We start from the raw sequence: 24,570 nt of genomic DNA, 5'->3' as shown, positions 1-24,570 counted from the left end.
AAATTTATTAACAAAAATACTCTCTTTGCGTGCAAAGCCTTTCGGGGTCCTCTCTATGATTGCATCGTGTCGGCTCGGGATTCTATCCGTTCTTTCTCACAATCATTGCTTCATATCATATGATGCACTTTTGGCTGACGGCAAGGAAGAGTTTTACAGTCGTGAACGCAACTGTCGGATTTGTCAGGCGAGGAAACCTTCAATCGACGCACGGCATATTGGCGCAGTTGCGGACAAGTGCCCGGTGAAGGTTGAAACTGTTTCCAGAACGCCGTATCTGCGATTTCGAGTTTATTTGCGTTTTCAAGCCGGGATGGTGCGAACGCTGAAGACAAAGATCGCGTGAAATTTGCGCGTTTCAAGGAATTAAAATGACGAAGATCGTATTCGTATCCGCTGACGGCGCGACCCGAACCGAAGTCGAAGCCGACAACGGGTCCAGCGTGATGGAAGCTGCCATTCGCAATGGCATTCCTGGCATCGATGCGGAATGTGGCGGCGCTTGCGCCTGTGCGACCTGCCATGTCTATGTTGACGAGGATTGGACGGACACTGTCGGTGGGCCGGACGCGATGGAAGAGGACATGCTGGATTTCGCTTATGAAGTTCGCCCGACCTCGCGCCTCTCATGTCAGATCCGGGTGTCGGACGACCTTGAGGGTCTGGTCGTACAGGTACCCGAACGCCAGAACTAGGCTTTTAAAGAAGTAGGGATGCGATGGGTGATGAGCCGCAGAACGATATTGTTATTATCGGCTGCGGACCCGTCGCACTCTTTTCCGTCTTCCAGCTTGGGCTTTTTGGTTTCAAGTGCCATCTCATAGAAGCCTGTGATCGGCCCGGCGGTCAATGCACGGCACTCTATGCTGACAAGCCGATCTATGACGTACCCGGATTTCCCGAAATCATGGGCGAGGAACTCGTTGAACGGCTTCTCAGGCAGATCGAGCCGTATAATCCGGTTTTTCATCTCCGTAAGATTGCAGACAGCATCTCTGTCGATGAATACGGGGTGACCACCAGCACTTGCGATGGTGAAAAGTTCTACGCCCGCGCTGCGGTGATTGCCTCCGGTCTCGGCGCGTTTACCGGTAATGGGCAGGTTATCCGTCCTGACCCGCTTGCAAAGCTTTCACTGTTGAAAACGGGTAACATGCTGGCTGAAAGTTCGGAGACCTTCAGAACTTCGAGTCCGAAGGTCTATGCCATCGGGGATGCCTGTCATTATCCGGGCAAACTGAAACTGATCTTGTCGGGGTTTCACGAAGCTGCTTTGATGACGCAGGCCATACGACGGGATTTGGCCTAGCTTCGGTTCGCTATTTGGAAGCCTGCTGGGCGCGCTCCATGCGATAGGTCAACAAGCGCGCGAAACGATCTTCGAAATTGATTGTCTCAACCCGGTCGAACCGCTGCTGCTCCTTGTCATGTGCTTCCATGAGGCGGGCTGTTACCTTGTCTATGTCAGCGCGCAGCACCACGCAATCCGGGCGGCTGCGCAGGCCACGTATTTCCCGTTCCATCCGGCTCGCAAAGCTTCGGGCGATCACGATGTGGCTTTCTTCATGCCGACGAATATCCTGCACCAGCGTATCCCAGATCAACGCGAGTTCCGGCGTAGCCTTGCGACGCTGCTTCCAGCGGGGCAGGGAGACCTTTGCATGAACATTCACGTAAACATCCTGCACCTTGCAGTCTTTTCCGGGTGCACGACCATAGCGCACTTTCGCGTCGAAACGGATTTCAGCGGCACCGGGGTGATGCCGGCCTGTCTTCTTGAGGAAGGGTCCGCTGCGGGAAAGCGCCTTGTCGAGGTCCGCCGCCGTTTTGCCGCTTACGGTGTAATAGCTGAATTCGCGAAAGATCGACGCGGCTTCGGCCTGGGGAACTACCATGGCAAGAAGTGCACCGAGAGCCAGAACCTTCTTTCTGAAATTCATGTCCTGGCACCTCTTTCTAAAACCAGTAGGAAATTCGCTTTTTGCTGCCACAAGCATGGCATGCAATCGTCAAGAGAACTATAACGCCCTTCACAAAATGACTTCAGGCGAGGTTGGTTGCAACCTCGCCGCAATGAAAAGTGGCACCGAGAATGGCACAGGAACATTTCGCTATGACGAAAGAATGGCACCTCGCGCATGGACGAAGCATCCATGTGGGGACCAAGGCCATTATCATGGGCATACTAAATGTTACGCCTGACTCTTTTTCCGATGGCGGCCAACATGAAGAGCTGGAAAAGGCCATTGAAGCGGCTGGCCAGATGCTCTCCGACGGAGCGACAATCATCGATGTGGGAGGGGAATCGACCCGTCCCGGAGCCTCCGCCGTCGATGCCGAAACTGAAATCGCACGCGTTGTCCCCGTCATCGAGGCATTGGCAAGGAGATATGATTGCATCATCTCCATCGATACTTACCGCGCTGCAACGGCGCAGGCCGCGGTCAATGCCGGAGCACATATCGTCAATGACGTCTGGGGGCTCCAGCGCGAACCGGAAATTGCTCATGTAGCTAGATACAGCGGCGCGGGACTGGTCATCATGCACACCAGCAGGGATCGCCCCGTTCTTGCCGATGTCATTGAAGATCAGTGCTCGTTCCTCAATGTCTCGCTGGATATAGCGAAAGACGCAGGTATTGAAGAATCCCGCGTCGTGCTCGATCCCGGGTTCGGCTTCGGCAAGAACAAGGCTGAAGACGTTGCGCTTTTGGCCAGGGCGGATGAACTGCAAAAACTCGGGTTTCCGTTACTGGTCGGTACATCGCGCAAACGTTTTATTGGCGGTATGACGGGAAGGGATAATCCGCTTGACCGTGATATAGGAACTGCGGCAACGTCGGTCGCACTGCGTTTGGCGGGTGCCGACATCTTCCGTGTTCACAATGTCGCTTTTAATAGAGACGCACTTGCCGTTGCAGATGATATCCTGCAATCAAGACGCAGCGAAAACAGAAAGTGAAGCCGTGTATACGATCCGAATGATGAATTGCGCGTTCTTTGCGCACCACGGCGTTTTCGATGAAGAGCATAAGCTCGGCCAGCGTTTTTATGTCGATGCCATTCTCGATGTCGATCCGGGCAACGCGCTGGAGAACGACGATATTGACGGCACGGTGCATTACGGTATCGCATTCGCCGTCATTCAGGACATTATCACGGGGCGCCAGCGCTATTTGATCGAAACGCTGGCTCTCGACGTTGCCAAAGCGCTCGCCGCCCGGTTTCCGCAGGTAAAGCGTGCAGAAATCACCGTACGCAAGCCGAACGCGCCAGTACCGGGTGTCCTGGACCATGTTGAAGTGACCGTGGTCTATCCGCAGTGAATACGAGCAAATCCTACCGCGCCTGGCTGGGGCTCGGCGGAAATATCGAAGATCCTGTCGCCTCGATGGGCAAGGCCTTGCGCATGCTGGACGCACGGGCCGACACGAATATCCTCGCCGTTTCGGCAGTTTATCGCACGCCGCCATGGGGAAAGACGGACCAGGCATGGTTTCACAATGCCTGCGCCGAAGTCGAAACTTCGTTGCAGCCATTGAAGTTGATTTCGACCTGTCTCGATGTTGAACGCTCCTTAAAGCGTGTCAGGCTGGAGAGATGGGGACCGCGCATTATCGATATAGATATACTGGCAATGCAGGATGAAGCGGGCAGGGCTGTCATTATGACTGATACCCCTCTGATACTGCCGCATCCACGTATGCACGAGCGCGCTTTCGTGCTCGTGCCGCTGAACGATATCGCGCCTTCTCTCGAAATCGGAGGCAAGACGATTGCCGACTGGAATGCCGGGATCGAACAGTCTGGAATAGAAAAAGCCCGCACGGATGCGGGCTGGTGGCGGGAATAGGGTCGGCTCAGTTCTTGGCGATGCTACCGACAGCGATATTATCGACGCGCTTCAAATTCATGCCGATGACCGGAACCAGCTCCTTGTCGACGCGAACGGAAACCGTCACGTTCATCGTGTTCGGATCAGAGATGCGCGCCAGCATCGCACCGTTGAGCTGCTTGCGGTTCAGGCCGAAGACGACCTTGTTGCCGCTGACCGAGCCCGATGTTACGTCAAGCCCCTTGCCTTCGGCGCCGTCGTTGAACTTCCCGGAATAAGCCGAGCCAACGCGTGTAACCGTGGCCTTCATCGGTTGCGAGAAAACGCCGACGCGGCAAGTGCCGTCCAGCGTCATTCCGACGCTTTCATCCGGCGTCGATCCAGCGAGATTACAAACGAACTTCGTGCCTTTGTATTTTCCGGCAACGATTTCGCCCGGGCCCGACCATTGGCCTTCGATCGTTTGAAAGAACTGCTTGTCTTTGTCGGCGGCCAGAACCGGCGCGGCAGAAAATGACACGGGCAGCAGCGTCAGGCAGGCGGCGATGCAATTCTTCATATTCAGCTCTGTCCCGGATTCACGACCTTGATTGGACGTCATTCCTAATCGTTGTTTTTCAGCATGTCACGACCAAAACTGGCCGCACCTCGCAAGCCGTCGGATATTCCGAGGCTGCCAAAAGCCGATTGAAGGGGAAGGGCACGGATTGAAGGGGAGTGTGCCGATACACCGGATCGCTCGATTCTGGCGCAGATTTCTATCTGCCATAATCGGCGGGAATGGTTAATGCTTCGGAAATAAACTGCTATTTTCCAGAAGGCTTCTTATCGGTGCGCTCACCGTTGATCCTTGCAAGATCGCCAATAAAGTCGCCAATACCGGGCCGTTTTTCGGCATTGAACGGGAATGGACGCACCACATCCATAGCTGCAATTCCGATGCGTGCCGTCATCAGCCCGTTGACCACGCCTTCGCCCAGTTTGGCCGACAGGCGGGAGGCAAGACCATGGCCGACAAGCTGTTGGATCACACTGTCTCCCATGGCCAGCGTGCCCGTCACGGCCAGATGAGTGATGACCCGGCGGGCAAGTTTAAGGAAACCCAATGTTCCGGGCCGACCGCCGTAGAGTTGTGAAAGCCTGCGGATCAGCCGGGCTGATTCAAAAATGACGTATCCGATATCAACCAGCGCCCGCGGGCTGATCGCAGTGACAATCGAAACGCGTTTGGACGCATTCAGAATGAGTGCGCGCGCCTCTCGGTCAAGGGGGCGGAGAATTTCCGTTTCGGCAAGCTGGATCAGATTTCGCCCGTCAATGATATCGTCCGTGAGGCCGTCCAGAAGCTGTCGTCCGCGCGCAGTTTCAGGCAGGCCTGCCGCAATCGAGCGCAGCGCGTCCACGGCCTTTCTGGCTGCCGCCATATCGTCACGCTCCGCTGCATCTGCCGCGTCCTTGCGAAGATGCTGCACTGAAGCGAGGCGGCGGAGTGCTGCCAGTTCGCGAACGACGATGGCGATAAAGGCGGCAAGCGCAATTATAGCGACGCCCAAGGCGGTCCAGCCCAACCAGTCAGCACGCGAAAACAGTGCCCGAATAAGGTCTTCAATCCAGATGCCGACGGCGAAGGAAACAAGTAAGCCGAGCGCGCCGAACAGTATTTTGCTGAGCGACCAGCCCTTGCGTTCGGGCGCTTCATAGGATGGGTCGAGGATCTCCAGCTCGGCTGCCTCGTCGTCGCTCAAAGCGAAAACGTCCGGTTGCGCGATAACCGCATCCAGGTCACGGACCGCGCGGGGACGGCGGGGCGATTCATCCACCGTCTCGGGATGGATCGTGGGCTGATTTACCGTGAATGAAGCCGGTCTACGTGGTGTCTTCTCAGTCATGCGAGACGATCCCCAATCAAAAACTGCAAGGCGCGATCCAGCCTTATATGAGGCAGGGAAAGTGTCAGGCCTTCGGCGGTACGCTCAAGCCGCGGAGGGCGAAAACGGACGAAACGGATGGCCGGATCATCCTGCGCAAAAGACTTTTCAAAGATCGCATTGGGATTCTTCGGTAAGTCTCCGGGAAAGATGGCTGTTTCGGTTTCACCATCGAACACTTCCCCGTCGATCTTCTCGCCCTTCAACGGGGTACCCACGATGACCGGGAGAGTTTCCTTGCCCTGGGTTACGGTTGCCTCGCGGGTCGCGCGGACCGCAGCCATTGCGAGGACATCAATATCCGCGCCCGAAAAGTCAGCGCGTTCGATAGCTCGCTCGACCAGACGCCGCACGATGGCTTGCAGGCGGTCATGACTTTCATGGTGCAGATGATCGGCCTTCGTTGCCGCAACAAGGATACGCCCGATCCGGCGCTGGATCAGGCCCGTCAGCAGATTGGCGCGCCCCGGCCGGAAACACGACAAAATATCGGTGAGCGCGCGTTCGAGATCGGCCACGACGGCGCCTCCTGCGTTCATCGCCTGCGTGGCATCGATAAGCACGATCTGCCGATCGAGCCGCGCAATATGCTCGCGGAAGAATGGCTTGATGACATAGGTTTTATAGGCTTCGTAACGCCGTTCCATCATTGCGCCCAGCGAGCCGGCCCTCAGATCGTCCGCTTTCAGATTTGGAAGCGGCGCGAATGTCAGCGCGGGCGAGCCCTCTAGGTCTCCCGGCATCAGGAAGCGTCCCGGCGGCAGGGTGGATAATGCGCGCTCATCGGCTTTGCCAGCACGCAAATACGCCGTGAAACTTCTGGCGAGGCGCTGGGCCGTCAGTTCGTCTGCTTTTTCAGAAGGGGCGACGAGAGCGGCTTCACTAATCCACTCCTGGGCCAGATCCTTGTGTGTTGGCTCGTGGGCCAGAGCAAAGGAGTCCGCACTGAATTCCGCATAAGATTTGCCAAGCAGAGGCAAATCGAGCAGCCATTCGCCCGGGTAATCGACAATATCAACCGAGAGCTTGCCCGGTGACAGCCAACGTCCCCAGGCGGAAGCGGATTCATATTCGATCGTGAGGCGCAGTTGGGAGATGGCGCGGGTGGAGTCCGGCCAGATACGCTCATCGATCAATGCCGACAGATGTTCTTCATATTGAAAGCGGGGGACAGCATCGTCCGGTTGCGGTTCGAGCAGGGCTCGTGAAATGCGGCCCGATTTATAGGCTTCGAACATCGGAAGCCTGCCACCGTGCAGCATGTTGTGAACGAGAGCCGTGATGAAGACCGTCTTTCCGGCGCGCGACAGACCCGTCACGCCGAGCCGCAATGATGGAGACAAAATCCCGGTCGCACGATCTGCCAACGTATCCAGTGCGATCTTCGCTTCGTCGCCAATACTTGTCAGCTTAGCCAATTAATCCTCGCCGAATTCACTGATCTGTCAGCGGTATAGATAGGGTGGCCCCAGCGCCCTTGGCAAGGAATGCCGGTTGCTTCGCGGAAAATCTACCGGGGCAGTATGAAGCTTTCCAGATAACCAGCGCCACGCTCAAGATCGGTGAGCGAGGCGGGAAACGTGATATTGGCCAGTGCGGCAGTAGGAAAGCCAGCGCGCAGTTTCAGAAGGCTATCTTGGTTGCCATCGCTACACAAGGCGAGTGCCAGATCTTCAATGCTGGGATTATGTCCTACAAGCATCAGCGTCGCCGCGTCACCGTGTTTGCATATGGCTTGCATGTAGTCAGCCGCGCCGCCGCTATAGATCGTATCGTCGACGATGGTTTCGACCTCGATACCGAGACGCTCAACAAGGCCGAACGCAGTTTCTCGCGTTCTGCACGAACCGGAAAGAACCACCCGATCGGGATAAAGCTCGGTTGACTTCATAGCCCTTGCGAGCCGGTCGAGTGCAGCTTTGCCTTCCTGATCAAGAGGGCGATCGAAATCCTTCATTCCCGGTCTGGCCCACACGGCTTTCGCGTGTCTTAGAAGAAGCAAGCGACTCATCTGTAACGTTCCAAGCTGTGTTTTTCCTGCATTTTTCGCCATAATCCGAGAGCGAATGAACGCTCCGGTTGCCTATTCTCCCGATTTTTTGATGGCTGTCAGCATTATTTACAGGTGCCATTTGCCTAATTATTGAGCTTCAGGAACTTCTCCCGAGGGAGGGTGGTTTCGACTGAAAATATACCGGTGTTTTCCGCAATTGATTGAAGTTATTCTGAAAGTGGCAAGAGCAAATTTTTGCGTTCAGTTCTATGTTGCATCATTTTTACGCATAATCATACAAAATTGATGCACTAAAAAGTAGTGAAGTACGCTTGTTTGATGTTGTGTCCTTGTTGCTATGGAACTATATAACCGCTCGCGTCTCCTAGATGTGGGGTAATTCAGAATGAGTGAATTGATTGACCTTGACTATAGGCCCACTGAAGACGAGCCGTTCATGAACGAGCGGCAGAAGTCTTATTTCCGTGCGAAACTCATCGCATGGAAGAACGATATTCTGCGTGAAGCGCGCGAAACGCTTGAGGCGCTGCAGCAGGAAAATGCCAACCATCCCGACCTGGCGGACAGGGCATCCTCCGAAACGGATCGGGCAATCGAGCTGCGAGCTCGCGACAGACAGCGCAAACTGATCTCAAAAATCGACGCGGCCCTGAGCCGCATTGATGAAGGAACATACGGTTTCTGCGAAGAGACGGGAGAACCTATCAGCTTGAAGCGGCTTGATGCGCGTCCGATCGCTACGCTTTCAATCGAAGCACAGGAGCGTCATGAGCGTCGAGAAAAAGTCTATCGCGACGACTAGTGCGCCTTCCGGAACGTGTGAAACAGAGCGTCGATCTAATTCAATCTGATCGCAATATGCTCTAGGTCCGAGACGGTTTGAAAATTATAGGCTGCGGTTTCCGCAGCCTATTTTCTTTTATCGATACGGCTTCGGCGGGAAATCAATCCCGGCGGATTCCATCCTTGGTCAATTCACCGAGGAGCTTTTCCATTTCGTCCTCGATATCGTCCTTTGTCTTGTCTTCGAGCGTATCGTCGGTTGCCGAAATATCAAGCGAACTCAGAAGCTCATTCTCGAAGAACTCGGTATCGAATGAGGCCGCTTCCTTGCTCTCCTCGCTGGCAGAGCTCTGCGAATTGATGTCTGCGGTGATGGCGTCCTGCAATGCATTGCCGAGGTCCGCCAGATCATCAGCGGGCGGTTCTGTCGAAACTGGCTCGGATACCGCCGGCTTTGACGCCGCAATCGGAATCTCAGGTTCGATACGCTTCGGTTCGGAAGGCGTGGAGAATGCCGGCGCTGCCGTTGTGGATACCATGGGACCCGCTACGTCGAGCGTTGGAGATTTGTCCGCGACCGTTGTTTCACGCTCAGGAACGATACTGCCGAGATTTGCCGAGGCGACGGACGTAACGGCAGCAACGCCGGTAGCGGTGACACCACCTGAGGAGGTTGAGCTCACCACTCCGCGCGAGACCTGGCTTAATGGATAGGCCGGGTGGGCGCGTGTTGACTGTGGCTGTGCCTGCGCGGGGCGGGGCGGCAATACTGTGCGCGGTTGCGGGGGGTAATTCGGCGCGGGCCGTGGTTGTGGTCGAGCCTGCACCGGCTGAGCGGGTTTCGGCTCGACAGGCGATTGCGACGAGTGTGACGCCACAGCCGGAGCCTGGGGCGGAACACGAACCGGCGTAGCAGCCTGTGGGGCCGGTTCATCTCGTGCTGGCTCGGGTTTGCGGTAAGCCGGTGTTTCGATTGCGGAACTGATCTGGATCGCTTCGTCCTTCTCGTTTGCCGGAGGCGTCTGCAGCGACAGAGCAGGGGTCTTTTCATTGGTCAGCACTTCGTGCTGCTTGAAGCGTTCGATGTGCTCCGGTTCTATCCGAGAAGGCTGCACCCGCGCATGGGCCCGCGATTCCATGACGATATTCTGCTCCACCACAACGTCCGTGGGGCCGCCGATGAGCAACAGATGCTCCACATCGTCACGGCGAATAAGGACCAGCTTGCGCCTGCTGTCGACTGCCGCCGCATCCATCACGGAGAGCCGCGGTTGCCGCGTACGTCCGTTGGATACGTAAGTACCGCCGCTGAAACGGCGGATAATACTGAGAACAACGAAAATTCCGCAAAGAATGATCGCAAATATTAGGATGAAGCCGACAATATTAGCCGCGCTCTCTCCAACGATGCCGCTGAGCCATTCCTTCATGCGGATACCCTCTTATACAATAAACGAAAACCTGCGATGAATGGAGACTGCGCTTCCCCCGACACTCCACATCATCGCGTTGTTCATACAGTAGTTGAATTTCTAAGCCTTGGGAATGTTTCTTGGGAATGCGAGAAATATATGATCCCCAGGCAAAACAGTGCAAAAAAGTCCAATTTGCACCGTTTCAGTGCAGCAATGCTTGTACTGCTCGCCGAATAAAGCATTCTGCGAATCGGGTATACCCTGACATATCGGCTTTGCGGTCCCACGTGATAGCCGAACCGCGCGGAAAAGTGCATTCGAGAAAATCGGATATGCAGATGATTGAAATGACGTCTTGGCTGATCAAGAAGATGCACGGCACTCTGATGCCCGCTCATGTTCAGCCACGCAACATGAAAGGGCAGCTGGCTTGATGTCGCGACAGACGGACAATGCCTACCCGAAACCGCTCGTCATGCCCAAGCGCAATCGCAGTGGTGCCCTTCGCCTCCTGATCGTAGGCATATTGCTGACGGTCGCAGCCATCGCCTATTTTGTGTTTCGCGACCAGTTGGGAGATGGATTTGCCCTCGTTCTCATGGGCATTCTGTCAATGGTCGGCGTATTTTATCTTTTCGGCGCAGCGACAGGACTCATTCAATTCAGCCAGAAGAACGGCGAGCAGGATCTCGCGCATTCCTTCATGGATTCGCAGCCGGAAGGGACAGTCATTTCCGACGCGCGCGGCCAGATCGTTTATGCCAACCAGGCTTATGCCATGATGACCGGCGTGGCGAATGCCGAAGGCGTCCGCTCGCTCGACAATGTGCTGACAGCGGAACCTGCTGCATCGGACGCAATTTACCGTCTGACGAATGCCGTGCGTGATGGCTTGTCGGCGCAAGAGGAAGTGCGGCTTTCGGGCGGACTTTCCCGCGAAGGACGCGGTTCGCTGGCACCGGTCTGGTATCGCATCAAGGCACGTCCCATTGAAGCAGGGCAGGAATTCAAAAGTCCGCTCGTCGCGTGGCAGATTGCCGATATTTCCGACGAGCGTGCCGAGCAGGAGCGCTTCTTTCAGGAACTGCAGGAGGCGATCAATCATCTCGATCATGCGCCGGCTGGCTTCTTTTCGGCTGATCCTTCGGGCCGGATTATCTATCTCAATGCGACCCTCGCCGAATGGCTCGGCGTCGACCTGACCCAATTCACGCCGGGATCGTTGACGCTCAACGATATTGTGGCCGGCAGCGGAATGGCGCTCATCAAGGCAGTGAAGGCTGAGCCGGGCACAAGCCGCAATACCGTCATTGATCTGGATCTCATCAAGCGCAACGGGCAGAGCCTTGCCGTCCGGTTCTATCACCGTGTTCAGGCCGCGCGTGACGGAACGCGCGGCACGAGCCGCACCATCGTTCTTGATCGTGCGGAGGGTGAAGATTCGTCAATGGCGCTGCGCTCCGCCGAAGTGCGGTTCACGCGCTTCTTCAATTCGGCTCCCATGGCTATCGCAGCGGTTGATGCCGCCGGACATATATTGCGCACCAATGCGCGTTTCCTCGATATTTTCGCGCCTGTCGTTGATCGCGATGCGATTGACGGAAATGCGAAGCTTGAGATCGTCGTGCATGAGCGCGACCGCGAGACCTTCAACAGGGCGCTTGCCGCTGCCTTTGCGGGGCAGGCGAGCATTTCGCCCGTCGATACAGTGCTGCCGGGCAATGAAGAGCGGCATATCCGCTTCTACATGAGCCCCGTAACCGACCTGGGTGGCGAGCGCGCCGAAGAAGCTGCGATTATCTCTGCGGTTGAGACGACCGAGCAAAAAGCCCTCGAAAACCAGATGGCGCAAAGCCAGAAGATGCAGGCGGTTGGCCAGTTGGCAGGCGGTATCGCACACGACTTCAATAATGTGCTCACTGCCATCATCATGTCGTCGGATTTGCTGCTGACCAATCACCGCGCATCCGATCCGTCATTCCCAGACATCATGAACATCAAGCAGAACGCCAATCGGGCCGCCTCGCTTGTGCGGCAGTTGCTCGCATTCTCCCGCCGTCAGACGCTGCGTCCGGAAGTGCTCGACCTGACGGACGTTCTGGCGGACTTGCGCATGCTTCTGGCACGTCTGGTTGGCAAGGACATCGAGTTGAAAATCGATCATGGTCGCGATCTATGGTCGGTCACGGCCGATCTCGGGCAGTTCGAGCAGGTTGCGGTCAATCTGGCGGTGAATGCGCGCGATGCCATGCCGGAAGGCGGTGAAATTACGCTGCGCACCCGCAATGTGCCGATGCAGGAAGCCGCGAAGCTTCATTATCGTGATCTGCCGGAAGCGGATTATGTAGTCTTCGAGGTCGAAGACACAGGAACGGGCATACCCGCAGACGTGCTCGAAAAGATTTTTGAGCCGTTCTTCACCACGAAGGAAGTGGGCAAGGGCACCGGCCTTGGCTTGTCGATGGTCTATGGCATCATCAAGCAGACCGGTGGCTTCATCTATTGTGATTCCGAAGTCGGAAAAGGCACGACGTTCAAGATATTCCTGCCGCGCCACATTGAGGAAAAACGCGCAGATGATGCGCCTGTCGTCGTGAAGGAAAAGAAGGTGGAGAAAGCCACCGATCTTTCCGGTTCCGCGACGGTTCTTCTGGTGGAAGACGAGGATGCAGTCCGCATGGGCGGAGTGCGTGCACTCCAGTCGCGCGGCTACACGGTGCATGAAGCCGCGTCTGGCGTCGAAGCGCTTGAAGTGATGGAAGAGCTGGGCGGCGAGGTGGATATTGTCGTTTCGGACGTGGTCATGCCCGAAATGGACGGCCCGACATTGCTGCGTGAACTGCGCAAGACGCATCCGGATATAAAGTTCATCTTTGTATCGGGTTACGCAGAGGACGCCTTTGCGCGAAATCTTCCCGCGGACGCCAAGTTCGGGTTCTTGCCAAAGCCGTTCTCGCTCAAGCAATTGGCAACGACAGTTAAGGAAATGCTGGAGAAGCAGGACTAATGCTTCGTTGGCTTTGAACATGAAGGGCAATATAGCCATTCTCGGAGGCGGGCCATCGGGTTTGATGGCCGCCGAAAGACTATCCGCTCTGGGCCACCGGGTGACGGTTTACGAGCAGATGCCGACGGTTGGCCGCAAGTTCCTGCTTGCCGGAAAGTCCGGCCTGAATATCACGCATTCAGAAGATTTTACAGCTTTCGCCAAACGGTTCGGCTCAAGCAGCGAGCTCGTCTTGTCAGCCTTGACGGCCTTTGGTCCCATCCAGTTGCGCAAGTGGGCGGATGAATTGGGGGCCGACACGTTCGTCGGCTCTTCTGGCCGTGTTTTTCCCAAGGCAATGAAGGCATCGCCGCTTTTACGCGCCTGGGTAAAACGTCTCGAAGATCAGGGCGTTCGTATTCTTACCCGGCATCGCTGGCTTGGTTTCGAGGGCAATGGCCTGCGAATTGAGAAGCCTGATGGCGTTGAGGTCGTCAGATGCGACGCTGCGCTCTTTGCCTTTGGCGGCGGAAGTTGGCCGAAACTCGGTTCGAACGGGGCTTGGATCGACGAATTTCGACGCAAAGCAATCGACATAGCGCCGTTTCGCTCAGCCAATTGCGGTTTTGATGTCGCGTGGAGCGATTTCTTTGCCCAGCGTTTCGCCGGTGAACCGGTAAAGTCTGTCACAGCCACGTCTGATGCAGGCACGACACAAGGCGAGTTCGTCATTACCCGAGGCGGTGTCGAGGGGAGCCTCATCTATGCGCATTCCGCAGCCCTGCGCGACAGCTTGGAGGAAAACGCGCAGACGTCCCTGACCCTCGATCTTGCGCCGGGACGAACTGTCGAGCGCTTGGAAAGCGATATTGCCCGGCAGGATGCAAAGCTGAGTTTTGGAAACCTGTTGCGCAAGGCAGCGGGGCTTACGGGCGTAAAAGCCGCGCTTGTGACCGAGTTTACACGTGACAGAAGTCCGAAAGCGCTGGCCTCCACCATCAAGGCGCTCTCCATTCCGCTTATTCGTCCGCGCCCGCTTGAGGAAGCGATTTCGTCGGCTGGCGGCATTCGGTGGCATGAAATCGATGGGCACTACATGCTGCCGAAGCTTCCCGGCGTCTTTGTTTCCGGAGAAATGATCGATTGGGAGGCGCCCACTGGCGGGTATCTTCTGACTGCCTGTTTCGCGATGGGCCGTGCGGCGGCCGATGGAATCGACGTATGGATCAAGGCTGGCAACACGCTTGACGCGAGGTGACCCGAACTGGCTTCTTCACGTGGAAATCAGCATAGCCGGATATGCGATGTGCTCACTACAGGATAAGCTGGTGGAGTTGGATTGAATGTCTGCCGTCTGAGGGGAAGGTACATTCGCATGAATACAGCTTCTGCCACCGCCGCACATCCGCTTCTGAGAGAAAGAGACGGGCACCATGCCCGGGTAACTTTCGAGGAACTGTTCTTCGATCTGGTCTATGTTTTCGCGGTTACGCAACTCAGCCATGAGCTTTTGCACAATCTGACATTAACCGGCGTAGCGGAAACGCTTATCCTCTGGTTCGCCGTGTGGCTGGGCTGGCAATATACCTGCTGGGTGACAAACTGGTTCAACCCGGAGACGCCGCAGATACGCAGCCTTCTGTTTTGTATCATGCTGCTCGGCCTGGTGATGGCTTCTTCTATTCCAGGCGCATTTGCGGAGAATGGCTGGATATTCGCGCTGGCTTATGTGGCCATGCAGCTCGGCCGGACCGGCTATATCGTTTTTGTACTTGGGCAGAAGCATCCGCTTGCCGCCAATTACCGGCGAATGCTCGGCTGGCTCACCATTGCAGCCGTCTTCTGGATCGCCGGTTGTTTTGTTCAACATGAAATCCGCATGGCTTTCTGGCTGATCGCCGTGCTTTGCGAATATCTATCGCCGATGTTCGGCTTTGCATTGCCGGGGCTCGGACGTTCCCATACGAGGGACTGGACCATCGAAGGAGGGCATCTGGCGGAACGTTGCCAATTGTTCGTGATCGTCGCGCTTGGCGAAACACTGCTCGCTACCGGTGCATCGCTGTCGAGTGCCGATGTCTGGAATGTCGCCTTGATATCCGCTGTGCTTGCAACCTTCGGCGGCACACTTGCGATGTGGTGGCTATATTTCGGAACTTCCAGCAAGGACGCGACAGAAACGATCACTCACTCCCCAGACTCAGGGCGGATCGGCGCATATTTCCATTATGTCCACGCAATACTGGTCGCCGGCATTATTGCGACGGCAGTGGGAAACGATCTGGTGATGGAACATCCACATGATCCGCTGAAAACTGCCTATGTTCTTATTCTTGTCGCTGGACCGGCAATCTATCTGATGGGCAGCGCGATCTACAAAAAAGTTGTCTATGGCCTGATCCCGGCGTCCCATATTTTTGGCGTGCTGGCCCTGCTGATGGCCATCCCCATAGGTTACGCGGCCAATCTGTTACAGATGGGAATCCTGACGACGGTAATCATGCTCGTCGTGAGTGTCTGGGAAGGGCTCAACAAGCGGCTCCGCGCCCCTGCAATGATGAGTTAACTGGACTTCCAGCTCGTCTGTCCAATCCCTATCTACGAAGTCAGACCCGTGTTTTGGAACTTGTAGCGCACCATGTCAGATACGCAGCCCGTCGTTGAACCAGCAGCCGAAAATACTCATGTCAAAGTTGCCCGAAAGGTCGACATCGTAGTCATTGGCGCCGGGCAGGCAGGGCTTTCTTCAGCCTATCACCTGAACAGGCTCGGTCTTGCCGGAGAACGGCAATTCGTGGTTCTCGACAAGGCTCCAGGGGCGGGTGGGGCTTGGCAATTTCGATGGCCTTCGCTGACGCTCAAGACTGCAAATGCCATTCACGATCTGCCTGGCATGAAGTTTGAAGATATCGTCCAAACGGAGAATGGCGAAGTGCGCGCGTCGGTGGCCGTCCCGCAATATTATCGGGCTTATGAAGAAAAGTTCGATCTTCCCGTGCATCGTCCCGAAACCGTAAGAGTTGTCTGTGACCGTGGCGAGCGGCTTCGGGTGGAGACTGATCAGGGCAATTACTCGGCTCGCGGGGTGATCAACGCGACCGGCACATGGGAGACGCCCTATGTTCCGCCTTATCCGGGTTCGCAACTGTTCAGAGGCCAGCAGCTACACACTCGTGATTATCAGACAGCGGAGGAGTTCAGAGGTAAACGGGTTCTGGTCGTCGGCGCTGGCATCTCGGCCGTGCAGCTTCTGGACGAAATATCGCGCGTGACGGAAACCGTATGGGTGACGCGGAAGGAGCCTGCATTCAGGGAAGGACCGTTTACGCCTGAACTGGGGCGCGCTGCGGTGGCTCTGGTCGAGGAGCGTGTGCGCCGAGGCTTGCCGCCGGGATCGGTCGTTTCTGTGACCGGCTTGCCGCTGACTCCGGCCATTGAAGCAGCGCGGGCTCGCGGTGTGCTCAACCGGCTGCCAATGTTCAAGGAGATTACGGAAACCGGGGTTCGTTGGGAAGACGGAAGGGAACAATCTTTCGACGTGATCTTGTGGTGCACCGGATTTCGCAGTTCGCTCGATCATCTTGCCCCGCTGCAGTTGCGCAACTCCGAAGGCGGCATTCTCATGACCGGGCGTCTGGCGACACAAGTGGCTGCCGATGCCCGCATTCATCTCGTCGGATACGGTCCGTCAGCTTCAACCATCGGTGCAAACAGGGCAGGTGGCGCGGCAGCGCGGGAGTTGGCAAGCCACCTTGGACTGATATGATCTGATGCAACCAATTTTGCGAGGGGCAGCATGCAGCGCACTCTGAAGTTTGCAGGGGGAGCACTGCTTGCCACCCTGCTTGGAGCAATCGTGTGGCTGGCTGTCAAACCGCCTGAACTTTTGCGTGTCGGCACGGGCTACGCCGCCAAGATCGTCTGTTCAAATGTCTTCATAGTAGGACGTGATGCTGCCAGTGTTCTTGCAGACGATGTTCAGGCACCGGGGAATCCGTTGCTCCGGTTTCTCAATGCATCCGTCGACAAGGATCGCGGCAGCGTAACAGTGCGCATTTTCGGCTTTTTCGCGCCAAGTACCGCAACCTACCGCCCGGCGCTTGGATGCGCGAATATCCACCAAAGTGATTTGCGGTTTGAATTACCGACGGGGCCGCAAGTGCCGGCAGAGCCCATCCAAATCGAGAGCGACCCGGCGATACAGGCCGTAATCGAAAACGATGCCCTGGCTGGCCCCGGCATGCGGGCGATCGCCGTTATCCGCGACGGCAAACTGATCGCGGAGAATTATGGTCCGGGCTTTAGTGCTGATACGCCCTTGCTGGGATGGTCGATGACCAAATCCGTCATGGCAACGCTGATCGGCATGCGCATCGCAGAGGGACGCATGGCGACGGAACGTACGGACCTTTTGCCTGAATGGAAGAATGACGGCCGGTCGAGGATTTCCCTGGCAAACCTTTTGGCGATGAACAGCGGCCTGCGCTTCGATGAGGATTACGGTACCGTGGCGGATGTCACGCGTATGCTTTTTCTCGAGCCGGACATGACCCGATTTGCCGCCTCGTTGCCGCTGGAGGAAGCACCCGGCACGAAGTTCAACTATTCCAGCGGAACGGCGAATATTCTATCAGAGCTGTTCATGGATAGTTTTAACAGCCGCGAAGAGGCGCTGGCCTATCCTCGACTTGCGCTTTTCGGCCCACTTGGCATGCGCAGCACCATTTTGGAGACTGACGCTTCGGGCGTCTTTGTCGGCTCCTCTTATATGTACGCGACGGCGCGCGAATGGGCACGTCTGGGTGCATTTCTCGCAGATGACGGAAAGCTTTACGGAAGACCGGTACTGCCTGCGGACTATATTTCGTTCATGCGCAAGCCCACGCCGGAGTCGCAAGGACGTTACGGTTCTGCGCAGGTCTGGCTTCAACTGGGCGGCGTGAAAGCAGGTGAAGACGGTATTCCGGAAGATGCTTTCTGGATGTCGGGACATGACGGGCAAAGCGTCATGGTCGTTCCGTCAATGCATCTTGCCGTGGTTCGCCTTGGCCTGACACCATCCCGCACTGGCTATAACGTTCAATTGCTGAACGCCAAAATCATTGAGGCTCTCCAGGGGGAGCGTTGAACGTCAGTTTGCGAATATCGTTGCCGCTCGGATTTTGGAAAGCGCTCAGGCCGAATTCTGGCAGTACCGCATAGAGGTGATCGAAAATGTCGGACTGGATCTGTTCGAACGAGGCCCAGACCGTTGTGTTGGCGAAACAATAGATCTCGAGCGGCAAACCTTCGGGCGTAGGGTCCATCTGACGCACCAGCAGCGTCATACCCTTGTGCACGCCGGGATGGTTGCGAAGATAATTTTCTACATAGGCCCGAAACGTGCCTATATTGGTGAACTGACGCCGGTTGACCGGATTGTTGGCGCGGTCGCCCAGCTTCTGGTTCCATTCGGCGATTTCCCTGGCTTTCTTCGGCAGGTATTCCGCCAGCCAATCGACCGTGCCCAGTCTGGCGCGCTCTTCCTCCGACAGAAATCGAATGGTGTTCTGATCAATGTAAAGCGCGCGCTTGATCCGTCGGCCCCCGGATTCCTGCATGCCGCGATAGTTCTTCATCGGCTCGGTGATGAGCTTGCGGATGGGAATTGTGGTGATCGTCTTGTCGAAATTCTGCACCTTGACCGTATAGAGCGCGATCTCCGTGACATCGCCATTGGCGTCGAGGTTCTTCATCTCGATCCAGTCGCCGACACGCACCATGTTGGAGGAAGCGATCTGCATACTGGCGACGAGGGAAAGCAGCGTATCCTGAAAGACGAGGATCAGCACTGCCGCCATGGCACCGACACCGGAAAGCAGGATAACCGGCGATTTGTCCAGCAAGGTGGCAATGATGAGAACCGTCGCGATGATATAGACCGCCAGCTTGGCGACCTGGATATAGCCCTTCATAGGGCGGAATCTCGCCTCTGGACGACGGTGATAGAGCGTATCGACAAGCCCAAAAGCCGAATTAACTGCCAATGCCAGCGTCAGAATGATGAAGGCTATGGCCACATTCCGAATGACGGTGATCACGCCCTCAGGCAGACCCGGCACGGCCATGATCCCGGATGAAATAATCAAGGCAGGAACGATATTGGCAAGGCGGCTGATGACCCCGTGCCTCTTAAGCTCTTCGTCCTGTCCGAAAGATGTTTTCTCGACAATCCGATCGAGCAGTTTCAGCAAGATGGCTTTGATGAGAAAATTCGCAATGAATGCCGAAAGGAATAATCCGCCGAGCGCAGCAAGCGTCTCGGCCCAAGGATGAGCAAGCAAGAATTCCGACAATATTCTTTCCCGGGACCTGTTTTCGATACGGAGTTATATTGTGCGTAGCGTGGTTGGGCGCTGAATTCAACCGCGGGGCGTGTTTTGCCTATGCGAAAACCCCGGCTGGGTCGCCGGGGTAATTTTATGTTCCATTTTCCGTGACGGAATTTGCCAGCTCTACTGAGCGGGTGCCGGGGAGGCTGGCGCAGGCGCGGTCCCGCTTGCGGGCGTGTCCGTCGCTGGCGCGTTGGTCTCCGTTGCCGCAGATGGATCGGCGACGCCATCAGCAAAGAATTTTGAGCGGTCGAAGGCCGGTGCGTCATTCAACTGCTGCTTGTTGGCCTTGATGACCAGCCATGTTTTTCCGTCGCTGCGTGTAGCAAGCTGAAGTTGATCAGGGCTGACCGCGACGTCCTTTTCACCGACACCGAGAAAACCGCCGACACCGATGATGGCAGCTTCGATCTGTCCATCGGGGCTGGCGATCAGGTCATTCAGTTTGCCCACGGACTGTGCGTCAGGCGCATCGCTTTCATAAACGCTTCGCCCGATGAAGGACGAAACAAGCAACTGCCCTTCTTTCGGTTCCACAAAGCCGACCTTGCCCGCTTCGCCGGTTATGGGTTTGCCGAACATGTCCTTGGATGAAACCGGCATGTCTTGCGTGGTTGCGGGCGCTTCTGCCGGAGCAGGCGAGGGAGTTGCTGTTTGGGCGAAAGCCGATCCGCCGATCAGCAAAGCACAGGTCGTCGTCAGAAGTGTAGTTCTGAACATAACTATCTCCTTTATACGTTCCGGTTATTCAATCCAAACGCTGAAATTGCTCCTTCGTTCCAAAATTCATTGCAATCTGCCAAGTGTTACAGTTTTGCTTACGGGGGAATATCTTTCCCCGCTACCATTCGACAAACAAAAAGCCCGCGCGAGGCGGGCTTTCAGTATTGCTGTTTTTACCGACGACCTTTAGCTGCAGCCGCTCGTTGCGCCGCAAGTGTCGCACTTCAGGCAGGTGCCGTTGCGAACCATGGTGAAGTTCTGGCACTCGGTGCAGCTGTCGCCCGTATAGCCCTGCATCATCGATTTGATGCGGCGATCAGCTTCCAGCTTCTTGGCGGCATTTGCGCTTTCCGAACGGGCCGAGGCAGCGTCTGCGGCGGCCTTGTCCGAGAACAGCTCCGTTGCCGATGTGCTTTCCTGCTGTTGCGCCGGTGCAGGCTGTTCCTCGAATTCGCGTTTGAAAGCCGTTGCGCCATCCGTGACCAAGCCGATCGTTGCCGGGCGATTGCCCGCCGGAGAGGTCGACTTCAAGGTGGTGACGTTGGAGGCCTGCGGCGCAGAACTCGTCGATCCCTTGGCTTCGTTGTTCGAATTCGTCACGAGCGTGGGCTTGTATCCACGCGTCCAACCGGTCGAAACCAGATTGGTCTTGCCTTCCTTGATGCCTTTGCCCAACGCCGTATTGCCGAAATCGCTCGTATCGACATGGGCGAGGTCGTTGCGACCGAGATAGGACACAGCCAGTTCACGGAAGACATAATCGATGATCGACGTCGCGGTCTTGATGGCATCGTTGCCGATAACCATGCCGGCTGGTTCGAATTTTGTGAAGGTGAAAGCCTCCACATATTCTTCAAGCGGCACACCATACTGCAGGCCGAGCGAAACGGCGATGGCGAAGTTGTTCATCATTGCGCGGAAGGCGGCGCCTTCCTTGTGCATGTCGATGAAGATCTCGCCGAGACGTCCGTCGCCGAATTCGCCAGTACGCAGATAGACCTTGTGTCCGCCGACGACTGCCTTCTGGGTATAACCCTGACGGCGGTTCGGCAGCTTTTCGCGTTCGTGGACGATCTTCTCGACAACCTTCTCGACGATGCGTTCGGTAACCTGAACGGCACGAGCGGCTGCCGGTGCTTCAATCAGCGCCTCGATTGCGTCGTCTTCATCCTCATCGTCCGCGATCAGCGAGGCGTTGAGCGGCTGGGAGAGCTTGGAGCCATCGCGATAAAGCGCGTTGGCCTTGAGCGCCAGCTTCCATGAAAGCATGTATGCGTCTTTGCAGTCCTCGACGGTTGCATCGTTCGGCATATTGATCGTCTTGGAGATCGCGCCCGAAATGAACGGCTGCGCGGCAGCCATCATACGGATGTGGCTATCTACCGAGAGATAACGCTTGCCGATCTTGCCGCATGGATTGGCGCAATCGAACACGGCGTAGTGTTCTTCCTTCAGGAAGGGAGCGCCTTCGAGGGTCATCGCGCCGCAAACATGAATGTTGGCAGCTTCGATTTCCTTGCGGGTAAAGCCAAGGGCAGGCAGCATTTCGAACGAGAAGTCATTGAGCTGCTCGTCCGTGAGCTTCAGCACATCCTTGCAGAAATCTTCGCCCAGCGTCCACTTGTTGAAAGCGAACTTGATGTCGAACGCGCTCTTGAGAGCCGCATTCAGGGCTTCGATCTTCTCATCGGTGAAGCCCTTGGACGTCAGGGAAGAGGGATTGACGCCAGGCGCCTGATTGATGTTGCCGTGGCCGACAGCATAGGCTTCGATTTCGGCAATCTGGCTTTCCGAGTAGCCGAGCGTGCGGAGTGCTTCCGGCACGGCGCGGTTGATGATCTTGAAGTAGCCGCCGCCGGCTAGCTTCTTGAACTTCACCAGAGCGAAGTCCGGTTCGATGCCGGTTGTGTCGCAATCCATGACGAGGCCGATCGTGCCGGTCGGCGCAATAACGGTTGCCTGTGCATTGCGATAGCCATGCTTTTCGCCCAGTTCCAGCGCCTTGTCCCAGGCCGCACGGGCATGGACGATCATATCCTGATCCGGGCAATCCTCGGCAATGAGCGCGACCGGGTTGACGGCAAGACCTTCGTACCCTTGCGTTTCACCATGTGCGGCGCGGCGATGGTTGCGAATGACGCGCAGCATGTGCTGTGCGTTCGGCTCGTAGCTCGGGAAGGTGCCCAGTTCCTTCGCCATTTCGGCGGAGGTCGCATAGGCCACGCCGGTCATGATCGCGGTCAGCGCGCCGCAAATAGCGCGGCCTTCGTCGGAGTCATAAGGAATGCCGGAAGTCATCAGCAGGCCGCCAATATTGGCATAGCCGAGGCCGAGCGTGCGGTATTCATAGGAGAGGCGGGCAATTTCCTTGGACGGGAACTGCGCCATCATTACCGAAATTTCGAGAACGATGGTCCACAGGCGGGCCGTGTGCTCGTAAGCTGCAATGTCGAACGAACCGTCCTTGTTGCGATAGGTGAGCAGGTTGATCGACGCCAGATTGCAGGCCGTATCATCGAGGAACATATATTCCGAGCACGGATTGGAGGCGCGGATAGGACCAGCCGTCGGGCAGGTGTGCCAGTCGTTCATGGTCGTGTTGTAGTGCAGGCCCGGATCGGCGGACGCCCAGGCGGCGTAACCGATCTTTTCCCAAAGGTCGCGCGCCTTGAGCGTCTTCATGACGCGACCGTCGCGGCGTGCGGTGAGGTTCCAATCGCCGTTATTTTCGACAGCGCGCAGGAATTCGTCCTTCAGCGAGACGGAGTTGTTGGAGTTCTGGCCCGAAACGGTGAGGTAGGCTTCCGAATCCCAGTCCGTATCGTAGGTCTTGAACTGAATGTCGGTGTAGCCCTGCCGCGCGAACTGGATCACGCGCTTGACGTAGTTTTCCGGGACCTGGTTCTTCTTCGCGGCCCGGATTTCACGCTTCAGGGCAGGGTTCTTCGCCGGGTCGAAGCAATCGTCCCGAGTTGCTTCAGAGCCGGCTTCGCAATTGACGCAAGCCTTCATGATGGCCGTCAGATGCTGCTTGACGATCTTGGAGCCGGTGACGAGCGAAGCAACCTTCTGCTCTTCCTTCACCTTCCAGTCGATATATTCCTCGATATCCGGGTGATCGATATCAACAACGACCATCTTGGCGGCACGGCGGGTCGTGCCGCCGGACTTGATTGCGCCCGCAGCGCGATCGCCGATCTTCAGGAAGCTCATGAGGCCGGAGGACTTGCCGCCGCCAGAAAGCTTTTCACCTTCGCCGCGCAGATAAGAGAAGTTGGAACCGGTGCCCGAACCATATTTGAACAGACGCGCCTCGCGGACCCAAAGGTCCATGATGCCGCCCTCATTGACCAGATCGTCGCCAACGGACTGGATGAAGCAGGCATGTGGCTGCGGATGTTCGTAGGCCGACTTGGACTTGGTCAGCTTGCCAGTCTGCCAGTCGACGTAGAAATGGCCCTGGCCGGGACCATCGATGCCATAGGCCCAATGCAGGCCGGTGTTGAACCATTGCGGGCTGTTTGGCGCCACACGCTGCGTTGCGAGCATATAGGCAAGCTCGTCGCGGAAGGCGAGGGCATCTTCTTCGGAGGCGAAATAGCCGCCTTTCCAGCCCCAGTAGGTCCAGGTGCCGGCGAGACGATCGAAAACCTGGCAGGCATCCATCTCGGAGCCATAGCGTTCGTTTTCCGGCAGCTTGGCGAGCGCTTCCTCATCGGCGACCGAGCGCCAGAGCCATGAAGGGACGTCGTTTTCCTCAACCTTTTTCAGCTGCGCGGGGACGCCGGCCTTGCGAAAATACTTCTGGGCGAGAATGTCAGCGGCCACCTGGCTGAACTGCGCGGGCACATTGATGTTTTCAAGACGGAATACGATGGACCCATCGGGATTCTTGATCTCGCTGGTCGCAGTCCGGAACGCGATGTCCGCATAGGCCGACTGATTCTCTTTCGTGAAACGGCGTTCGATCTTCATCTGTCCCATCCAAACGTTCTATATATAGTAGCTTTAGTGACGGTTTTCAGCCACGGCCTGTCTGTATCGCGTCTCTGTCAAAACAGCTCTTCTGCGGGGAGGAGCGTCTTGTTGGGGAGAAAGCTCCCGGAAATCCGCTTCCGCCTCTTTCAATCCCACGAAAAAACGCCTCAGGGGAGCTTAATTGCAACCTTGCTAACGCTATTCGCGATTAAAAATCAGCAGAACGAAAAATACCTTATCTTGTAAGGAGTGTGAGCGCAAATACTAAATCTAGTGTTAACGCTGTTTCTTTCCGACGCTGCATCTGCTTCTCCAAAGACCGGAATGCCCAGAATACGGGCGCAAGAAAGCACCGAGCGAAAAACACACTTTCAAAGCGTGACGCTCGTTCGATACTCAACTTGACCGAAAAAAGATCGACGGATTTACAACGCCCGACCACGCTACTTACGCAACGATAGTCTCATAAAAAACGACTCGGCTTCGAGCGTCAAGCAATGGTTTGCTGCAACGCTTCAGCATCTAGATATTGTGCGT

Annotated in this window: 20 protein-coding genes; 11 read left to right on the top strand and 9 right to left on the bottom strand. The window is 56.4% G+C overall.

Annotated elements, in window-relative coordinates; translation table 11 throughout:
* Window positions 1-371: 371 nt before the first annotated feature.
* Together ACOWVS_RS15700 and ACOWVS_RS15695 are read left to right on the top strand one after the other, a co-directional pair.
* Window positions 372-695 carry a 2Fe-2S iron-sulfur cluster-binding protein gene (locus ACOWVS_RS15700; RefSeq protein ID WP_021585170.1) on the top strand — a complete coding sequence of 108 codons (324 nt, stop codon included), beginning with the start codon at window positions 372-374 and terminating at the stop codon, window positions 693-695.
* 23 nt (window positions 696-718) lie between these two features.
* Entirely contained in the window at window positions 719-1,309 is a 591-nt protein-coding gene (locus tag ACOWVS_RS15695; protein WP_075041942.1) for an NAD(P)/FAD-dependent oxidoreductase, read from the top strand.
* A 10-nt stretch (window positions 1,310-1,319) separates the two neighbouring features.
* On the opposite strand, the gene ACOWVS_RS15690 is transcribed toward ACOWVS_RS15695, so the two are convergent.
* A complete protein-coding gene (locus ACOWVS_RS15690; RefSeq protein ID WP_075041941.1) occupies window positions 1,320-1,940 on the bottom strand; it encodes a DUF922 domain-containing Zn-dependent protease in 621 nt (206 codons plus the stop codon).
* 173 nt (window positions 1,941-2,113) lie between these two features.
* Between ACOWVS_RS15690 and folP the strand changes: the two genes are divergently transcribed.
* The 3 genes from folP to folK all read left to right on the top strand — a co-directional run bounded on the left by folP (window position 2,114) and on the right by folK (window position 3,853).
* Entirely contained in the window at window positions 2,114-2,962 is an 849-nt protein-coding gene (folP, locus tag ACOWVS_RS15685; RefSeq protein ID WP_075041973.1) for a dihydropteroate synthase, read from the top strand.
* A 4-nt stretch (window positions 2,963-2,966) separates the two neighbouring features.
* A complete protein-coding gene (gene folB, locus ACOWVS_RS15680; RefSeq protein ID WP_006470502.1) occupies window positions 2,967-3,326 on the top strand; it encodes a dihydroneopterin aldolase in 360 nt (119 codons plus the stop codon).
* Between the two features lie 65 nt (window positions 3,327-3,391).
* Entirely contained in the window at window positions 3,392-3,853 is a 462-nt protein-coding gene (gene folK / locus ACOWVS_RS15675) for a 2-amino-4-hydroxy-6-hydroxymethyldihydropteridine diphosphokinase (protein WP_247644432.1), read from the top strand.
* Window positions 3,854-3,860: 7 nt separating this feature from the next.
* On the opposite strand, the gene ACOWVS_RS15670 is transcribed toward folK, so the two are convergent.
* From ACOWVS_RS15670 to ACOWVS_RS15655, 4 genes are all read right to left on the bottom strand, one after another.
* A complete protein-coding gene (locus ACOWVS_RS15670; protein WP_025089520.1) occupies window positions 3,861-4,394 on the bottom strand; it encodes a hypothetical protein in 534 nt (177 codons plus the stop codon).
* Window positions 4,395-4,641: 247 nt separating this feature from the next.
* Window positions 4,642-5,724, bottom strand: a complete 1,083-nt coding sequence (locus ACOWVS_RS15665; protein WP_075041939.1) for a YcjF family protein — start codon at window positions 5,722-5,724, stop codon at window positions 4,642-4,644.
* Window positions 5,721-7,181, bottom strand: a complete 1,461-nt coding sequence (locus ACOWVS_RS15660) for a YcjX family protein (RefSeq protein WP_075041938.1) — start codon at window positions 7,179-7,181, stop codon at window positions 5,721-5,723. The genes ACOWVS_RS15665 and ACOWVS_RS15660 overlap by 4 nt, the downstream gene beginning before the upstream one ends.
* A 92-nt stretch (window positions 7,182-7,273) precedes the next feature.
* Window positions 7,274-7,774, bottom strand: a complete 501-nt coding sequence (locus ACOWVS_RS15655) for a SixA phosphatase family protein (RefSeq protein WP_006470501.1) — start codon at window positions 7,772-7,774, stop codon at window positions 7,274-7,276.
* A 388-nt stretch (window positions 7,775-8,162) separates the two neighbouring features.
* Between ACOWVS_RS15655 and dksA the strand changes: the two genes are divergently transcribed.
* A complete protein-coding gene (dksA, locus tag ACOWVS_RS15650; RefSeq protein WP_006466858.1) occupies window positions 8,163-8,579 on the top strand; it encodes an RNA polymerase-binding protein DksA in 417 nt (138 codons plus the stop codon).
* A 142-nt stretch (window positions 8,580-8,721) separates the two neighbouring features.
* Here the strand turns inward: dksA and ACOWVS_RS15645 are convergent, their stop codons facing one another.
* Window positions 8,722-9,990, bottom strand: a complete 1,269-nt coding sequence (locus ACOWVS_RS15645; RefSeq protein ID WP_075041937.1) for a flagellar biosynthetic protein FliO — start codon at window positions 9,988-9,990, stop codon at window positions 8,722-8,724.
* A gap of 418 nt (window positions 9,991-10,408) precedes the next feature.
* On the opposite strand from ACOWVS_RS15645, the gene cckA reads away from it, so the two are divergent.
* The 5 genes from cckA (at window position 10,409) to ACOWVS_RS15620 (ending at window position 18,089) form a co-directional block, all read left to right on the top strand.
* The gene (gene cckA, locus ACOWVS_RS15640) at window positions 10,409-12,982 is read left to right on the top strand and encodes a cell cycle histidine kinase CckA (RefSeq protein WP_075041936.1); all 2,574 of its coding nucleotides are present in this window, start codon (window positions 10,409-10,411) and stop codon (window positions 12,980-12,982) included.
* Window positions 12,983-13,001: 19 nt separating this feature from the next.
* Window positions 13,002-14,219, top strand: a complete 1,218-nt coding sequence (locus ACOWVS_RS15635) for a TIGR03862 family flavoprotein (RefSeq protein WP_075041935.1) — start codon at window positions 13,002-13,004, stop codon at window positions 14,217-14,219.
* Between the two features lie 117 nt (window positions 14,220-14,336).
* Window positions 14,337-15,527 carry a low temperature requirement protein A gene (locus tag ACOWVS_RS15630; RefSeq protein WP_075041934.1) on the top strand — a complete coding sequence of 397 codons (1,191 nt, stop codon included), beginning with the start codon at window positions 14,337-14,339 and terminating at the stop codon, window positions 15,525-15,527.
* A gap of 72 nt (window positions 15,528-15,599) precedes the next feature.
* Window positions 15,600-16,727 (top strand): NAD(P)-binding domain-containing protein, encoded by a 1,128-nt coding sequence (locus ACOWVS_RS15625; protein WP_170873264.1) that lies wholly within the window; start codon window positions 15,600-15,602, stop codon window positions 16,725-16,727.
* A gap of 30 nt (window positions 16,728-16,757) precedes the next feature.
* Window positions 16,758-18,089, top strand: a complete 1,332-nt coding sequence (locus tag ACOWVS_RS15620; RefSeq protein WP_075041933.1) for a serine hydrolase domain-containing protein — start codon at window positions 16,758-16,760, stop codon at window positions 18,087-18,089.
* Here ACOWVS_RS15620 and ACOWVS_RS15615 read toward each other — a convergent pair.
* The 3 genes from ACOWVS_RS15615 to ACOWVS_RS15605 all read right to left on the bottom strand — a co-directional run bounded on the left by ACOWVS_RS15615 (window position 18,061) and on the right by ACOWVS_RS15605 (window position 24,030).
* Window positions 18,061-19,296, bottom strand: coding sequence for a mechanosensitive ion channel family protein (locus ACOWVS_RS15615; RefSeq protein WP_075041932.1), 1,236 nt, complete (start codon window positions 19,294-19,296; stop codon window positions 18,061-18,063). The genes ACOWVS_RS15620 and ACOWVS_RS15615 overlap by 29 nt on opposite strands.
* Window positions 19,297-19,455: 159 nt before the next feature.
* Window positions 19,456-20,052, bottom strand: a complete 597-nt coding sequence (locus ACOWVS_RS15610) for a PRC-barrel domain-containing protein (RefSeq protein ID WP_006466849.1) — start codon at window positions 20,050-20,052, stop codon at window positions 19,456-19,458.
* Between the two features lie 189 nt (window positions 20,053-20,241).
* Window positions 20,242-24,030, bottom strand: coding sequence for a vitamin B12-dependent ribonucleotide reductase (locus tag ACOWVS_RS15605; RefSeq protein WP_075041971.1), 3,789 nt, complete (start codon window positions 24,028-24,030; stop codon window positions 20,242-20,244).
* Window positions 24,031-24,570 lie beyond the last annotated feature (540 nt).

This window comes from Brucella sp. IR068, assembly GCF_049065885.1.
GTDB lineage: Bacteria > Pseudomonadota > Alphaproteobacteria > Rhizobiales > Rhizobiaceae > Brucella > Brucella intermedia.
Note: the sequence above shows the minus strand (reverse complement) of the source record. Positions and strands in the feature narration are given on the sequence as shown.

Excerpts from the sequence above, each read along its gene's own strand:
- ACOWVS_RS15635 (WP_075041935.1), top strand. The coding sequence starts at position 13,002 with ATGAAGGGCAATATAGCCATTCTCGGAGGCGGGCCATCGGGTTTGATG.
- ACOWVS_RS15610 (WP_006466849.1), bottom strand. The coding sequence starts at position 20,052 with ATGTTCAGAACTACACTTCTGACGACGACCTGTGCTTTGCTGATCGGC.
- ACOWVS_RS15605 (WP_075041971.1), bottom strand. The coding sequence starts at position 24,030 with ATGAAGATCGAACGCCGTTTCACGAAAGAGAATCAGTCGGCCTATGCG.
- ACOWVS_RS15665 (WP_075041939.1), bottom strand. The coding sequence starts at position 5,724 with ATGACTGAGAAGACACCACGTAGACCGGCTTCATTCACGGTAAATCAG.
- ACOWVS_RS15620 (WP_075041933.1), top strand. The coding sequence starts at position 16,758 with ATGCAGCGCACTCTGAAGTTTGCAGGGGGAGCACTGCTTGCCACCCTG.
- ACOWVS_RS15625 (WP_170873264.1), top strand. The coding sequence starts at position 15,600 with ATGTCAGATACGCAGCCCGTCGTTGAACCAGCAGCCGAAAATACTCAT.
- ACOWVS_RS15670 (WP_025089520.1), bottom strand. The coding sequence starts at position 4,394 with ATGAAGAATTGCATCGCCGCCTGCCTGACGCTGCTGCCCGTGTCATTT.
- folK (WP_247644432.1), top strand. The coding sequence starts at position 3,392 with ATGGGCAAGGCCTTGCGCATGCTGGACGCACGGGCCGACACGAATATC.
- folP (WP_075041973.1), top strand. The coding sequence starts at position 2,114 with ATGACGAAAGAATGGCACCTCGCGCATGGACGAAGCATCCATGTGGGG.
- ACOWVS_RS15700 (WP_021585170.1), top strand. The coding sequence starts at position 372 with ATGACGAAGATCGTATTCGTATCCGCTGACGGCGCGACCCGAACCGAA.
- ACOWVS_RS15690 (WP_075041941.1), bottom strand. The coding sequence starts at position 1,940 with ATGAATTTCAGAAAGAAGGTTCTGGCTCTCGGTGCACTTCTTGCCATG.
- dksA (WP_006466858.1), top strand. The coding sequence starts at position 8,163 with ATGAGTGAATTGATTGACCTTGACTATAGGCCCACTGAAGACGAGCCG.
- ACOWVS_RS15655 (WP_006470501.1), bottom strand. The coding sequence starts at position 7,774 with ATGAGTCGCTTGCTTCTTCTAAGACACGCGAAAGCCGTGTGGGCCAGA.
- ACOWVS_RS15695 (WP_075041942.1), top strand. The coding sequence starts at position 719 with ATGGGTGATGAGCCGCAGAACGATATTGTTATTATCGGCTGCGGACCC.
- ACOWVS_RS15645 (WP_075041937.1), bottom strand. The coding sequence starts at position 9,990 with ATGAAGGAATGGCTCAGCGGCATCGTTGGAGAGAGCGCGGCTAATATT.
- ACOWVS_RS15630 (WP_075041934.1), top strand. The coding sequence starts at position 14,337 with ATGAATACAGCTTCTGCCACCGCCGCACATCCGCTTCTGAGAGAAAGA.
- cckA (WP_075041936.1), top strand. The coding sequence starts at position 10,409 with ATGTCGCGACAGACGGACAATGCCTACCCGAAACCGCTCGTCATGCCC.